Source organism: Comamonas sp. (assembly GCF_009360615.1).
Classification (GTDB): Bacteria; Pseudomonadota; Gammaproteobacteria; order Burkholderiales; family Burkholderiaceae_C; genus Comamonas.
This window is the reverse complement of record NZ_SPEY01000053.1, coordinates 33440-47517: the sequence shown is the minus strand read 5'-3', so window position 1 is coordinate 47517 and position 14078 is coordinate 33440. Positions and strand designations below refer to the sequence as shown.

12 protein-coding genes are annotated in these 14078 nt (G+C 63.8%); 6 read left to right on the top strand and 6 right to left on the bottom strand.

Annotation, left to right across the window (positions count from 1 at the left end):
* Positions 1-18 precede the first annotated feature (18 nt).
* The 5 genes from E2583_RS15665 to E2583_RS15645 all read right to left on the bottom strand — a co-directional run bounded on the left by E2583_RS15665 (position 19) and on the right by E2583_RS15645 (position 6845).
* Positions 19-1392, bottom strand: a complete 1374-nt coding sequence (locus E2583_RS15665; RefSeq protein WP_291597166.1) for an aminotransferase class III-fold pyridoxal phosphate-dependent enzyme — start codon at positions 1390-1392, stop codon at positions 19-21.
* 232 nt (positions 1393-1624) lie between these two features.
* On the bottom strand, positions 1625-3535 hold the full coding sequence (gene recQ / locus E2583_RS15660) for a DNA helicase RecQ (protein ID WP_291597198.1): 1911 nt from the start codon (positions 3533-3535) through the stop codon (positions 1625-1627).
* Positions 3536-3672: 137 nt separating this feature from the next.
* Entirely contained in the window at positions 3673-4407 is a 735-nt protein-coding gene (gene hutC / locus E2583_RS15655) for a histidine utilization repressor (RefSeq protein ID WP_291597165.1), read from the bottom strand.
* Between the two features lie 45 nt (positions 4408-4452).
* Positions 4453-5601 (bottom strand): acyl-CoA dehydrogenase family protein, encoded by a 1149-nt coding sequence (locus E2583_RS15650; RefSeq protein WP_291597164.1) that lies wholly within the window; start codon positions 5599-5601, stop codon positions 4453-4455.
* Positions 5602-5633: 32 nt separating this feature from the next.
* Positions 5634-6845, bottom strand: a complete 1212-nt coding sequence (locus E2583_RS15645) for a CoA transferase (protein ID WP_291597163.1) — start codon at positions 6843-6845, stop codon at positions 5634-5636.
* A 95-nt stretch (positions 6846-6940) separates the two neighbouring features.
* Between E2583_RS15645 and E2583_RS15640 the strand changes: the two genes are divergently transcribed.
* From E2583_RS15640 to hutH, 6 genes are all read left to right on the top strand, one after another.
* Positions 6941-7834: a LysR substrate-binding domain-containing protein gene (locus tag E2583_RS15640; protein ID WP_291597162.1), complete on the top strand. Its 894-nt coding sequence runs from the start codon at positions 6941-6943 to the stop codon at positions 7832-7834.
* A 285-nt stretch (positions 7835-8119) separates the two neighbouring features.
* A complete protein-coding gene (locus E2583_RS15635; RefSeq protein ID WP_291597161.1) occupies positions 8120-9088 on the top strand; it encodes an ABC transporter substrate-binding protein in 969 nt (322 codons plus the stop codon).
* A 17-nt stretch (positions 9089-9105) separates the two neighbouring features.
* Complete coding sequence (locus E2583_RS15630; protein WP_291597160.1) at positions 9106-9969, top strand: ABC transporter permease; 864 nt, start codon at positions 9106-9108, stop codon at positions 9967-9969.
* Positions 9969-10748, top strand: coding sequence for an ABC transporter ATP-binding protein (locus E2583_RS15625; protein ID WP_291597159.1), 780 nt, complete (start codon positions 9969-9971; stop codon positions 10746-10748). The genes E2583_RS15630 and E2583_RS15625 overlap by 1 nt, the downstream gene beginning before the upstream one ends.
* 10 nt (positions 10749-10758) lie before the next feature.
* The gene (gene hutC, locus E2583_RS15620) at positions 10759-11514 is read left to right on the top strand and encodes a histidine utilization repressor (protein WP_291597158.1); all 756 of its coding nucleotides are present in this window, start codon (positions 10759-10761) and stop codon (positions 11512-11514) included.
* A 66-nt stretch (positions 11515-11580) separates the two neighbouring features.
* Positions 11581-13137 (top strand): histidine ammonia-lyase, encoded by a 1557-nt coding sequence (gene hutH, locus E2583_RS15615; RefSeq protein WP_291597157.1) that lies wholly within the window; start codon positions 11581-11583, stop codon positions 13135-13137.
* Between the two features lie 105 nt (positions 13138-13242).
* Here hutH and hutC (E2583_RS15610) read toward each other — a convergent pair whose 3' ends face one another.
* Positions 13243-13959, bottom strand: coding sequence for a histidine utilization repressor (gene hutC / locus E2583_RS15610; protein WP_291597156.1), 717 nt, complete (start codon positions 13957-13959; stop codon positions 13243-13245).
* Positions 13960-14078 lie beyond the last annotated feature (119 nt).

Here is a 14078-nt window from a genome sequence, read left to right as displayed (position 1 = left end):
CAAAGCCGCTTCGGGGGATCAGGCCTTCTTCGCCTTGGTCAGCAGCTGGTCCAGCAGCACCATGGCTTCGTCGATCTCGCTGCGCGAAATCATCAGCGAAGGCGCGAAGGTGATCACATTCTTGTAGTAGCCGCCCACGTCGAGCACCAGGCCGCGTTTCTGGCCCTGGTATTCCAGGCCGCCTTCGAGGCCGATGTCCACCATCTTGTCCAGCAGCGCCTTGTTGGGCGTGAAGCCGTCCTCGGTGCAGATCTCGGCACGCAGCGCCAGGCCCAGGCCGTCCACATCGCCGATTTCCTTGTGGCGCTTCTGCAGCTCCTTGAGGCCTTCGAGGAAGTAGGCACCCGATTCACGCACCTGACGGCCGAAGTCCATCTCGTGGGTCATCTTCATCACTTCCAGACCCAGGGCCGTGCCCAGCGGGTTGGAGGCAAACGTGGAGTGGGTGGAGCCGGGCGGGAACACCGTGGGGTTGATCAGCTCTTCGCGGGCCCACAGGCCGGAAAGCGCGTTCAGACCATTGGTCAGCGCCTTGGCGAACACCAGCACGTCGGGCTTGATGCCGAAGTTTTCCACCGACCACAGCGTGCCGGTTCGCCAGAAGCCCATCTGGATTTCATCGACCACCATCAGCACGCCGTGATCGTCCAGCACCTTCTTGAGGCCCTTGAAGAAGTTGGGAGGGGGAACCACGTAGCCCCCGGTGCCCTGGATGGGTTCCACATAGAAGGCTGCGTATTCGCACTGGTTGGTCTTGGGGTCCCAGACCGCGTGGTATTCGTTTTCGAACTTGCGTGCGAACTCGCGCACGATCTGATCCGAGTATTCCTCGGCCGTCATGCCCTTGGGGCGGCGGAAAGGGTAGGGGAAGGGGATGAACTGCGCGCGGTCGCTGAAGTGGCCGAAGCGGCGGCGGTAGCGGTAGCTGGAGGTGATCGAGGAGGCACCCAGCGTACGGCCGTGGTAGCCGCCTTCGAACGCGAACATCAGGCTCTTGCCGCCGCTGGCATTGCGCACGACCTTCAGCGAGTCCTCGATGGCTTGCGCGCCGCCCACGTTGAAGTGCACGCGGCCGTCGTGGCCCCACTTGCGCTTGGCGTCTTCGGCGATGAACTTGGCCAGCTCGATCTTGGTGGGGTGCAGGTACTGGCTGGCCACCTGGGGCAGCTCCTGCAGCTGCTCGATCATCTTGGCTTCAAGACGCTTGTTCTTGTAGCCGAAGTTGACGGCCGAATACCACATCTGCAGGTCGAGGTAGGAAGTGCCTGCGTCGTCGTACATGTAGCTGCCTTCGCAGCCCGTGAAAATCTTCGGAGGATTGACGTAGTGGACGGTGTCGCCAAACGAGCAGTATTTGGCTTCGTCAGCCAGCAATTGGGCAGTATTGATCACAGCAGAAAGTGCTCCGCAAAAATGGATTCGGTCAACGGTATGCGGCAGCAGTGTGCGTTTGCAATATTTCCGGGCTGTCGAGCATTTGTGTGGGAATTGTGGAGAGGCCATCGTCGGCCGGCTTCCCGACGCTTGAATGGCGTTGCCGTGGCGACAGGCCTGCCCGGCAGGCTGCACGTTGCGGACTTCCCCTGCGCACTCCTGGGGAGCTGAGGCCGCGGATGCGGCCCGATCAGCCCAGGGCCACCACGCGCAGCACCTCCGCGCCATAGGCATCGAGCTTCTTGGTGCCCATGCCGCTGACGCCTTGCAGCTCCTGCAGGCTCTGGGGGTTGAGTTCTGCAATCGATGCCAGGGTGGCGTCGTGGAAGATCACATAGGCCGGCAGATTGTGCGACTTGGCCACTTCGGCGCGCCAGGCCTTGAGGTTGATGAAGCGCACCTGGGCGTCGGGTCCCAGATTGACCGCCGCGGCATTGGCTGCGGATTTCTTGCCCTGCTTCCTGCTGCGCGATGCGGCCACGGCCTCGCGCAGCTGTACCTGCACCTCGCCCTTGAGCACGGCCCGCGAGCCGGCAGCCAGACACAGGGTGTCGAACACATGGCCGCTGTTCTCGCTCACCACCTTGTGCAGGCCCAGGGCCCCCGTGGCCAGCAGCTGCCGCATCACGGCGCGCAACTGCGGCTCCGAATACTCCTTGCCGATGCCGAAGGTGGAGACCTTGTCATGCCCGTACTGCGTGACCTTGTCGGTCACCTTGCCGCGCAGAACGTCCATGATGTGGCCTGCGCCATAGGTCAGGCCGCTGGCCTCATGCACGCGGAAGATGGTGGACAGCAGCTTGCGCGCCGCATCCGTGCCATCCCACAGCGCCGGTGGCTCGAGGCAGTTGTCGCAGTTGCCGCAATGGGTCCTGGCTGTCGCCTGCAAAGGGCGGCCTTCGCCGGAGGGACCCAGTCCGTACTCTTCGCCAAAATAGGCCAGCAGGCGCACACGGCGACAGTCCGTGGCCTCGGCCAGACCGAGCAAGGCATCGAGCTTGCCGCGCATCACCTGCTTGAACGGTTCCTCGGCCGGGCTTTCGTCGATCATGCGGCGCTGGTTGACCACGTCGCTGAGACCGTAGGCCATCCAGGCATCGGCGGGCAGGCCGTCGCGGCCGGCACGACCGGTTTCCTGGTAGTAGCCCTCGATGTTCTTGGGCATGTCCACATGGGCCACAAAGCGCACATCGGGCTTGTTGATGCCCATGCCGAAGGCGATGGTCGCCACCATGACCACGCCGTCCTCGCGCAAGAAGCGGTCCTGGTGGCTCTGGCGCATGTCCTGGGGCAGGCCTGCGTGATAGGGCAGGGCATTGATGCCGTTCTGCACCAGGGTCTGGGCCAGCTCCTCGACACGCTTGCGCGACTGGCAATAGACCACGCCGGCCTCGCCCTCGTGCTCGCGCTCTATGAAGCGCAGCAGCTGGTTGCTGACGTCCTTTTTCTCGACGATCTTGTAGTGGATGTTCGGGCGGTCGAAACTGCTGATGAAATGCCGGGCTGCTTCCAGCTGCAGGCGCTCGATGATGTCGGCGCGTGTCAGCGCATCGGCAGTGGCGGTCAGCGCAATGCGCGGCACCTCGGCATAGCGCTGGTGCAGCACGGTCAGCGCGCGATATTCGGGGCGGAAGTCGTGCCCCCACTGGCTCACGCAATGCGCCTCGTCGATGGCGAACAGCGACAGCTTGCCCTGAGCATGAAGATCGTCAAGCAGGCCCAGGAAACGTGGTGTGTTCAGCCGCTCGGGCGCAGCGTAGAGCAGGGTGATGTCGCCGCTTTGCAGGCGCAGCTCCACCTCCTGCGTCTCGTCGTAGCTGAGGGTGGAGTTCAGATAGGCCGCGCTGATGCCGGCCTCGTGCAGCGCACCGACCTGGTCGTGCATGAGCGCAATCAGCGGCGAGACCACGATCGTCACGCCATGGCCGAGCTGCTGGCGCGCGATGGCCGGAACCTGATAGCACAGCGATTTGCCGCCGCCCGTGGGCATGAGAACCAGCGCATCGCCGCCGTTGATGACATGCGAGACGATGGCCTGCTGGGGGCCACGGAATTGCTCGTAGCCAAAAACGGCTTGCAGAATGGATTGCGCGGAAGACACCGGATACTCTTGAATCGATAGCTGGTAGCGCCTGCAGTGTAAGGACATGAGGATGATTTATCCTCAAATGCAAGCATCAGAACTGGCCCTATTGTGCGCCGCGACCCGACGCGCTGCCCGGGCCGGGTTATGCGCAATCAGGCTGTCGTCCCGAGGGTTGAGGGCGAAAAATGCGCGTCCAGCTCGTAGAGATCGGCGGGATAGGTCAGGCGTACAAAGGTGATGGGCAACTGCCCGGTCCAGGTGCGGCGGTCGATCACCAGGCAGGGAGAGCCGGGGGGAATCTCCAGCAGGCCTGCGGTTTCCTCGCTGGCGGCCTCGGCACGAATGCGGTGCTCAGCCGAGCTCCAGGGCACATGGTTGACCATCCAGGAGCTGGGGCTGTGTTCGGTGAACGGCTCATGCTCGGCGTCCGGTACCGATTCGAGATTGATCAGGCGGTCTTCGATGCAGAAAGGCCGGGAGCCGGCCATGTGTAGACATCGCACATGGACGATGGAGGCCGGACGGGTCATGCGCATGGCCTCCATGTCCTCGCTCGTGCTGGGCCGCTGCTTGCGGCTGAGCGGCCTGCTCGAATATTCCTGCCCCATGCCCAGCACCACCTGGCGCAGATCGGGAATCTCCAGCACTGCCGAGCTGGTTTGCGGGCGCGTCACAAAGCTCCCCGCCTTGCGCTTGCGCACCAGCAGACCGGCCTCGGCCAGCTTGTTCAGCACCTTGCTCACCGTCATGCGCGAGCACTGGTAATGGACGGTCAGCTCCATCTCCGACGGGATGCGATAGCCGGGCGGCCAGCGGCCACTGAGAATGTTCTGTTCAATCTCGGTGAGAATTTTTCCGTGCAGCGACATGGAAGAGTGTTTGTCCATGGAGTGGATTACACCAGCAAATCCGCGCGGGCGCCGCTGCGATTCCTAGGTGTTCAGTACGGCACGCGCAATGATGGTGCGCTGAATCTCGGAAGAGCCTTCGTAGATGCGCAGGATGCGGGCGTCGCGCACATAGCGCTCCAGAGGCATTTCACGGGTATAGCCGTAGCCGCCATGGATCTGCAGCGCTTCGTCGGTCACGAAGCCCACCATCTCCGAGGCGAACAGCTTGGCCATGGCCGACTGCTGGGTGAAGGGCTGGCCCTGCTGGCGCAGGGCCAGGGCCTGCATGGTCAGCGCCCAGGCGGCTTCCAGGCGCAGTTTCATGTCGGCGAGCTTGAACTGGATGGCCTGCTTGCCGGCGATGGGCTCGCCGCCCACCAGGCGCTGGTTGGCCCAGTCGGCCGCCGCCTTGAGCGCGGCCTCGGCGATTCCCAGGGAGGTCGCTGCCACGTCCAGGCGGCTGTTGTCCAGCACCTTCATGGCGGTCCTGAAGCCGGTGCCCTCGGCGCCGAGGCGGTTGGCGGCAGGAACGCGCACGCCGTCGAGCGAGACTTCGAAGGCATGGCCGCCGCGGATTCCCATGAGCTTCTCGGGCGACGATATCTGTATGCCGGGCAGGTCGCGCGGCACGATGAAGGCGCTGACCCCGCGTGCCGCAGCCTCGGCATCGGTTTTGGCGAAGACCACCATGAAGCGGGCCTCTGCCGCATTCGAGATGAAGTGCTTGACTCCCGTGATCAGATAGTCGTCGCCGTCACGCACGGCCCGGGTGCGCATGTCTGCCGGGTGGGATCCGCCGCGCGGCTCGGTCAGCGCAAAGGCGGCCAGCCATTCCCCGCTGGCACAGCGCGGAAGCCATTGCTGGCGCTGCGTCTCGTCGCCGCCGATGAGAACGGCATCCGTGCCCAGATAGTGGGCTCCGATCATGGACGAGGTCGCGGCACAGGCGCGCGAGATGGCGACCAGCGACATCAGCATGGCGGTGGGGGTGACGCCCGGCCCGCCAAAGCGCTCCGGCAGATTCATGCCCATCACACCCAGAGCGGACAGGCCGGGCACATGGCGCGTGGCGGAAAACGCCTCCTCGTCCATGGCCTGGGCCACGGGGGCCAGGGTTTCCTCGGCAAAGCGTGCCACCGCATCGGCAACGGCCTGGTCTTCTTCGGTCGCCCCCAGTCGAATCAATGACATGTCGATCTCTCCTTGTTTTGTTCCAATCCAAATCAACCCAGGGCACCTGCTTCGCGCAAGGCGGCGATGGCCTCGCTGCTGCGGCCCAGCCAGCTTTGCAGCAACAGCTCCGTGTGCTCGCCCAGGGCCGGTGCGCGTTGCGCGCGGTTGGGCAGCGCGCCGCTGAAGTGCACGGGCTGCGTCGGCAGCCGAAGCCCCGGCAGGCGTTCGTCGTCGACCGCGCTGAGCAGACCACGCGAGCGGATCTGCTCGGAGTCCAAGGCCTGCGCTATGTTCCAGATGGGAGCTGCCGGAACCCCTGCGGCTTCGAGTCGCGCCACCACCTCGGCCACATCGTGCTGCGTGCTCCAGCCCTCCAGCGCTGCCCGCAGGGCGGGCTCATGGGCCGAACGACTCTCATCGCAGGAAAAGCGCGGATCGCCGGCCAGCTCGGGCAGGCCCATTGCGGCCGCAGTGGCATCGAACAGCTTCTTGTTCAGCACGGCCAGGGCGTAATGGCCGTCACGCGCCCTGTAGACGCCAAACGGCGCCGACAGCGGATGCCGGTTGCCCACACGCCGGGCGGGCTGGCCCGTGAACAGATAGCGCGACATCGACGTCGCGAGAAAGCTCAGCGTGGTGTCGAACATGGCGACATCGACATGCTGGCCGGTGCCGGTCCTCTGCGCCTGCAGCAGAGCCGCCAGGGTCGCCCAGGACGCAAACAGGCCGGCCACCACATCGCTGACCGCCTCGCCGACCAGCGTGGGCGCGCCATGAGGTTCGCCGGTGGCCTCCATCAAGCCGCTCATCGCCTGGACAATGATGTCGTAGGCCGGGCGGTGGGCCAGGGGGCCGGTCTGGCCGAAGCCGGAAACGCTGACATACACCAGCCGGGGATTGAGGGCGCGCAGCGTTTCGGGGCCGATGCCCAGGCGCTCGGCCACGCCCGGCCTGAAGTTCTCCACCACCACGTCGACCTGACGGACCAGCTCGTGCACCACGGCGACCGCGTGCGCATGCTTGAGGTCCAGCACCAGGCTCTGCTTGTTGCGATTCATGACCGTGAACAAGGCACTTTGCCCATTCTTCATGGGGCCGATGGCGCGGTAGTCATCGCCCTGGGGCGGCTCCACCTTCACGACCTGCGCGCCCAGATCGGCCAGCAAGGCCGTGGACATGGGCCCTGCCAGAACCCGGGTGAAATCCAGGATGCGGATGCCGTCCAGCGGACGGGAGGCAGGTTTATCGGTGGTTTCAAGCATGGCAGTCCTGCGTTTGATCGGATGTGATGTCTGCATGCTGCCCGGGACATGAATCAAAGGAAAATATTCATTTCCCATTCATTGGATTCAAAAAATTGATTCAAATAAATCTGCGGCAGCTTGAATACTTCGTAGCCGCTGCCCGCTACGGGAGTACGGCCAGGGCGGCGCTGGCCATCCATGTCTCGCAGCCCTCCATCTCCAAGGCGATCGCCGACCTCGAAGCCCAGTGGGGCGAGAAGCTGTTTGTGCGAAAGCACGCCGTCGGGCTGGACCTGACTGCGGCGGGGCTGGCCAGAAGCCGGGAAGCCCTGAGCCTGCTGGAGGCTGCGCAACTGCTTCAGGAGCCGCGCAGACAGGAGGTTTCCGGCACGCTGAGGCTGGGCTTTCTGAGCACGCTGGGTGCGCTGTGGATTCCGCAGCTGCTCACCCAGATGCAAAAGCGCCATCCGTCCATCGACATCGAGCTGATCGAAGGGGACATCGCGTCCCTGACCCGACAAGTGGAACGTGGCGAGATCCATGCAGCACTGCAGTATGACCTGGGCCTGGCGCGTCCTCTGCTGACCCTGCATCCGGTGGCCGCACTGCCGCCCTATGCCTTGCTGCCCGTCAGACATCCTCTGGCCGCAGCGACCAGCGTGAGCCTGTCGGAACTGGCCCGCTTTCCCGTGCTGCTGATCAACCTGCCCCAGAGCCGCGATTACTTTCTCTCGCTGTTCCGGGAGGCGGGCGTGGTTCCCACGGTGAGCCATGAACTGGCGTCGTTCGAGTTGATTCGCTCCATGGTCGCCAACGGACATGGCGTCAGCGTGCTGACCACGCGGCCGGTGGTCGACAGAGCCCACGACGGCAAACGACTGGTCTGCAAAAGAATCAAGGGGCGCGTCGCCAAGCAGGCCGTGGTGCTGTCGGCCCCCAGGAGCAATGCCTCGGCGCTGATTGCACCATTTCTGACCGTGGCCCGCAGCGTGATTGCACCCGACTAGCGCAGGCCGGGTGCTTTTCGGTGCGCCATCCGTCAGACCGATTCCAGGGCGGCGGCTTCTTCCCCCTGTCCGCTGGGCGCGCGGGCGGAGTGGCACGCCGTTTGCTTAATCCGCTGGCTGGTCCATGTCTATACAGCTGCAGCAGCTCTCGCCTATGACGCTCGGGTAAGCCTGTATATACATGCCTGATCAGCAGTCACAAACTTCGCTGCCTGCACCATCGTGCAAAGCTAGCAAGTCCGCATCAACAACCGAGCTGCTCTGGCATAGACCGAGGAGAGTCCCATGAAATCGACACGCCGCGTTCCAACTTGGCAATTGGCATTGGCCGCAACCGTACTAGTGTCTGCTGCACAGCATGCAGCGGCCCAGGAGACCAAGATCGTCCTGGGCATGTCGGGGTGGACGGGCTTTGCACCGCTGACGCTTGCGGACAAGGCAGGAATCTTCAAGAAGAACGGCCTCAATGTCGAACTCAAGATGATTCCCCAGAAGGACCGGCATCTGGCCCTGGCCTCGGGTGCCGTGCAATGCGCGGCCACCACCGTGGAGACGCATGTGGCCTGGAACACCAATGGTGTGCCGATCGTGCAGATCTTCCAGATGGACAAGTCCTATGGCGCGGACGGCATCGCCGTGCGCAACGACGTCAAGAGCTTTGCCGACCTGAAGGGCAAGACCGTCGCCGTCAGCGCGCCGGGTACGGCTCCTTACTTCGGTCTGGCCTGGATGCTGAACAAGAACGGCATGACGATGAAGGACATCAAGACCGTATCGCTGGAGCCCCAGCCGGCAGCCCAGGCCTTTGTGTCCGGGCAGAACGATGCGGCCATGACGTACGAGCCCTATCTGTCCACCGTGCGCGCCAACCCGGCGGCCGGAAAGATCCTGGCCACCACCATCGACTACCCGATGGTGATGGATACCGTGGGCTGCGATCCCAAGTGGCTCAAGGCCAACACGGCAGCCGCCAGGGCACTGACCCAGTCCTACTTCGACGCCATCTCCATGATCAATGCCGACAAGGAAAAGAGCTACGAGATCATGGGCGCTGCCGTGAAGCAAAGCGGTGAGCAGTTCGGCAAATCGGCAGCCTTTCTGAAATGGTCGGACAAGGAAGCCAATCAGAAGTTCTTTGCCAGCGACCTGCTGCCTTTCATGAAGGAGTCTGCCGCCATCCTCAAGGAAGCCGGCGTGATTCGCAGCATTCCCGAGAACTACGGCGTCATGTACGACGCCAGCTTCATCAAGTAAGCGCAAAGAGGTCGCACATGGAAGCGGTATCACCTTCTATCAAGTCTGCATCACCCGCATCGGTCCAGGTGGCATCGCCTTCCGTACGGCCGGCACGCCGGCGCTACATGGCCCCTCTGGAGCCTGTCAGCCCCAAGGCCAAGTGGCTGCTCGGCACGGGCTTCTTTCTGCTGTTCGTGCTGGTCTGGTCCGCCGTCACTTTCGGCGGACTGGTCTCGCCGACCTTTCTCGCCAGCCCGCTGACGATGCTGCGCGAAGGCATTCTGCTGTTCACGGAGTTCGATTTTCACCATGACATCGGCATGACCGTATGGCGTGTCATGGGCGGCTTCATCCTGGCCAGCATCGTGGCCGTGCCGCTGGGCATCGCCATGGGGGCCTGGAAGCCCGTGGAAGCGTTCTTCGAGCCCTTTGTCTCGTTCTGCCGCTACCTGCCCGCATCGGCCTTCATTCCACTGCTGATTCTCTGGGCCGGCGTGGGCGAGGCCCAGAAGCTGCTGGTCATCTTCATCGGCTCGGTGTTCCAGATCACGCTCATGGTGGCCGTGACCGTGGGGGGCGCGCGCAAGGATCTGGTGGAGGCCGCCTACACCCTGGGCGCCAGCAATACCGGCATCGTCAAGCGCGTGCTGATTCCCGGGGCTGCCCCGGGTATCGCGGAAACCCTGCGTCTGGTGCTGGGATGGGCCTGGACCTATGTGATCGTCGCCGAGCTGATCGGCTCGTCCTCGGGCATCGGCCACATGATCACCGACAGTCAGGCACTGCTCAACACCGGTCAGATCATCTTCGGCATCATCGTCATCGGGCTCATCGGTCTGGTGTCGGACTTCATTTTCAAAACCATCAACCGTCGCATGTTCGAGTGGAGTGCCCTGTGATGAATCAGCTGTCCATTCAAGGTGTTTCGCGCACCTTCACCAGCCACAAAGGCGTCAGCACCCAGGCCCTGCTGCCCGTGGATTTCGAGGTCCGCGAGAACGATTTCGTGACCATTCTCGGGCCCTCGGGCTGTGGCAAATCGACGATGCTGCGCATCGTCGCGGGTCTGGACTTCCCGACCACCGGACAGGTTCTGCTGGACGGCAAGCTGGTGCAGGAGCCCGGTGCCGACCGCGGCATGGTGTTTCAGAGCTACACCCTGTTTCCCTGGCTGACCGTGGCGCAGAACATCCGCTTCGGGCTGCGCGAGAAAGGCGTGAGCGAAGCCGTGCAGAAAGAGCGCAGCGAATACTTCATTGCCAAGGTGGGTTTGCGTGGGTTCGAGAATCACTATCCCAAGCAGCTGTCCGGCGGCATGCAGCAACGCACGGCGATTGCGCGTGCACTGGCCAACGACCCCAAGATCCTGCTCATGGATGAACCCTTTGGTGCTCTGGACAACCAGACGCGGGTGCTGATGCAGGAATTGCTGCTGGGCATCTGGGAAGCCGAGCGCAAGACGGTGATGTTCGTGACCCACGATATCGACGAAGCCATCTTCATGGCCAATCGCGTAGCCGTTTTCAGTGCGCGTCCGGGCCGCATCAAGGCCGACATTCCGGTCAACCTTCCGCACCCGCGCCACTACACCGTCAAGACCTCGCCCGAGTTCATGGAGCTCAAGGCCCGGTTGACGGAAGAGATTCGCGCCGAGTCCCTGGCTGCGGCGGCGCACTGAGGTTCGCCCCATGAATGCCCGGCGCAGAACCACTGTTGCAGCCCAGATGCCGGTCGCGCTGTATCAGCAGGTCAAGGACCATGTGCTGCGCAAGATCGGCGACGGTTCGCTGGCGGCCGGTGCACGCGTGCCTTCCGAGCAGGAGCTGGTCAACGAGTTCGGCGTGGCGCGCATGACGGTGAACCGTGCGCTGCGCGAGCTGGCCGAGCAGGGCGTGATCGTTCGTGTGGCGGGGGTCGGCTCCTTCGTGGCCGAGGAGAAGCCGCGTTCCACACTGCTGCGTATCGCCAATATCGGCGAAGAGATCACCCAGCGCGGGCACGACCATCGCTTCGAGCTGCTCGATATGCGCCGCGAGTCCGCCTCGCCCGAGGTCGCCGCAGCGCTGGACCTCGCGGTCGGAGCCTCGGTGTTTCATCTGCATGGCGTGCACTTCGAGAACGAAGTTCCGGTTCAGCTCGAAGACCGTTATGTGAACCCGCGTCTGGTCCCCGAATTCATGGACCAGGATTTCTCCGCCGTACAACCCTCGGTCTATCTGGTGCGCAATGTGCAGTACGACCAGATCGAACATGTGGTCGATGCGATTCTGCCGACGGCCGAGCAGGCCCGGCTGCTGCGGATGGCCATCGACCAGCCTTGCCTGATGCTGACGCGCCGGACCTGGCTGCGTGGCGTCCCCATCACCTGGGTGCACTGCGTGCATCCGGGCATGCGCTACCGACTCGGTAGCCGTTTCCGAACCGATTCGGTGCACGGCGGCTGACCCCGGCCGGGCCCTGAATCTCTCCGCATGTTTTTGTTTCTCTTGACTGTATAGACAGGTATAGCCATGAACACCACCACCCAAGCGCTCTCGACGTCCCCACTGGAACTGCATCCGGGCGAGGTCACACTGGCGCAGCTGCGTCGCATCCAGGACGGCGGCGTGCAGCTCAGCATGGCCCAGTCCGCCTATGACGCCATGCGAGCGGCCCAGGCACATGTGCAGCACATCGTCGACGAGGACCAGGTGGTCTATGGCATCAATACCGGCTTCGGCAAGCTGGCCTCGACCAAGATCGCCCAGGAGCGTCTGGCCGAGCTGCAGCGCAATCTGGTGCTTTCCCACAGCGTGGGCACTGGCGATCCGCTGCCGGATCATGTGGTGCGCCTGGTGCTGGCCACCAAGGCCGTGAGCCTGGCGCGTGGTCATTCGGGGGCCCGCACGGCACTGGTGGACGCGCTGCTGGCGCTGGCCAATGCCGATGTCCTGCCCGTGATCCCTTCCAAGGGCTCTGTGGGCGCGTCGGGCGATCTGGCGCCGCTGTCGCACCTGGCCTGCGTGCTCATCGGTGAAGGGCAGGCCAAGATAGACGGCAAGCTGGTCTCCGGCCGTGACGCCATGAAACATATCGGCCTGGAACCCTTTGTGCTCGGCCCCAAGGAAGGGCTGGCACTGCTCAATGGCACCCAGGTCTCCACCTCGCTGGCGCTGGCGGGTCTGTTCCAGGGCGAAAGCGTGCTGGCCGCAGGCCTGGTGGCCGGCTGCCTGACGCTGGAAGCCATCCAGGGCTCCATCAAGCCCTTCGACGCGCGCATTCACGAGGCCAGAGGCCAGCACGGCCAGATTGCCGTGGCGGCCGCCGTGCGCTCCCTGCTGGACGGCAGCGCCATCGATCCCTCGCACCCCAACTGCGGGCGCGTGCAGGACCCCTACTCCATCCGCTGCGTGCCGCAGGTCATGGGCGCCTGCCTGGACAACCTCAGCCATGCTGCACGCGTGCTGGTCATCGAAGCCAATGCCGCCTCGGACAATCCGCTGGTGTTCGACAACGGCGACGTGATCTCGGGCGGCAACTTCCACGCGGAACCCGTGGCTTTCGCCGCCGACATACTGGCCTTGGCGATCGCCGAAATCGGCGCCATCTCCGAGCGGCGCATGGCCTTGCTGCTGGACACCGGACTGTCGCGTCTGCCGGCCTTTCTGATCGAGGACAGCGGCGTCAACTCGGGCTTCATGATCGCGCAGGTCACGGCGGCGGCACTGGCGGCCGAAAACCAGTGCCTGGCGCACCCCAGCAGCGTGACCAGCCTGCCTACTTCGGCCAACCAGGAAGACCATGTCTCCATGGCCACCTATGGCGCGCGCCGTCTGGCCGACATGGCCAGGAACACGGCGGTGATCGTGGGCGTGGAGGCCATGGCCGCCGTCCAGGGCATGGACTTCGACCGCCGGCTCAAGAGTTCGCCGCTGATGGAGGCGCAGTACGCGCTGATCCGCAGCCAGGTGCCCTATCTGGACAAGGACCGCTACCTGGCGCCCGATATCGAAATCATGCGCCGTTGGGCGCTGGAAACCGCCTGGCCCGAGGTGTTGCAGAGCATTCTCCCCAGCCACGCGGCCTGAATGCGCACCATGACGTCACGCCGCAAGCCTCAGACCAGAGCGGCTCTCGTCGTGGCGGGGCGGTGTTCCGGCAGTGCCTGCCGGGGCGCAGCCCCGAAGCGCGGGTCAGAAACTGCCGGCGAACTGATAGCGCGATGCCGGGTGCCACAGGGCCGACACCGAGGCCACCTGCCCCTGGGAGCGGGTTCTGCGGCGCAGCACCAGACAGGGTTCGGTGACCTCCATGCGCAAAAGCTCCGCCACCTCTGGCGTGGGCATGCTCGCCTCGATGGAGAAACTCACGCCCTGCAGCGGAGCCACGCGCACCAGATAGGCATTGGGTGTCTGGCTCGCAAAGTCCTGGCTCAGGTAGTCGGGAGCCACCGCCGGGTTCACATAACGGTCCTCGACCTGAATGGGGACATCGTTTTCGAAGTGCACGACCACGGAGTGGAACAGATGGGTGGCGGTGTTCAGCTCGAACTGGCGCAGCAGCGCGGCGTCGGCCTTGCAGCGCTCGAGCCGCTGCAGCTCCCCTCGATGGCGGTGGCCGCGTGCCGCAATTTCGTCCGCGATATTGCGCAACTCGACCAGGGTGGCCTGGTACTTCTGCTGGGCCACGAACGTGCCCGAGCCCTGGATTCGCGTCAGGGTCTTTTCGTCGCTGAGCTCGCGCAACGCACGGTTGACGGTCATGCGCGCCACATTGAACTGTTTGACCAGGGCGGCTTCGCTGGGAATGGCCTGGCCTTCCTGCCATACGCCACTGTGGATCTGCTGCAGCACATGGTCTTTGATGCGCTGGAACGCAGGTACGGCAGCGGTGGTATCGGTTCGCGACATAGGGTTTGTGTGGATTAGAAAAGCTGTCTAGATGATTGACGTGGGTGGGAGTAAATCACAAAATTCGTATATACAACTTAATGGAAATTCCTGAGAGTTGTTCATACATATAAGAGACT